Source organism: Tsukamurella asaccharolytica, from assembly GCF_007858435.1.
Classification (GTDB): domain Bacteria; phylum Actinomycetota; class Actinomycetes; order Mycobacteriales; family Mycobacteriaceae; genus Tsukamurella; species Tsukamurella asaccharolytica.
Genome location: NZ_VIGW01000064.1, coordinates 1 through 567, shown reverse-complemented (window position 1 = coordinate 567; position 567 = coordinate 1). Strand labels below are relative to the sequence as shown.

The 567-nt window shown below is 39.3% G+C and carries 1 pseudogene; it reads left to right on the top strand.

Annotated features, from left to right (window positions below):
- Positions 1–209: 209 nt before the first annotated feature.
- A pseudogene (locus FK529_RS20955) lies at positions 210–567 on the top strand (hypothetical protein); the annotation flags it as partial.

Genomic DNA, 567 nt, shown 5'->3' with positions numbered 1-567 from the left:
CAAAAGAACATTGGCGCATTACTTAAGTCATTATGCGGGTTATACCCTCTAGATGAAAGATCAAAAGTAAGCGTCTGTAGCGCGTGGCGACTCTTCGATAAGAGTCGCTTTTTTATCGCGTTTCTCTTAATATTGCGCTCCTTATTCGGAATAAATCGTTTTAAATCTTGAGGCGAGAGAAGGGCGTAACCCCTGATATTGGAGGTGAAGTGAGTAAAGAGTCACCAAAAATCTTAAATAAAATCACATTCCTTCTCTATTTCCCCTATGATAGTACGGTACGTTTATATCTAAGAATGCTCTTTAGGGCTGGAGGAATAACAACAATGGAATATTACACAAATGAGTGGTCAATTGAGAAGGCATTAGCGCTCTTTGAAAAGCCACTTTTTGAGTTACTTTATGAAGCACAAACGGTTCACCGTCAAAACTTTGATCCTACTAAAGTACAGGTGAGTATCTTGCTCTCAATTAAGACTGGTAATTGCTCAGAAGATTGTAAATATTGTGCGCAGAGTGTCCGTTACGATACCGGATTAGAGCCAGAAAAGTTACTAGAGGTTGAGA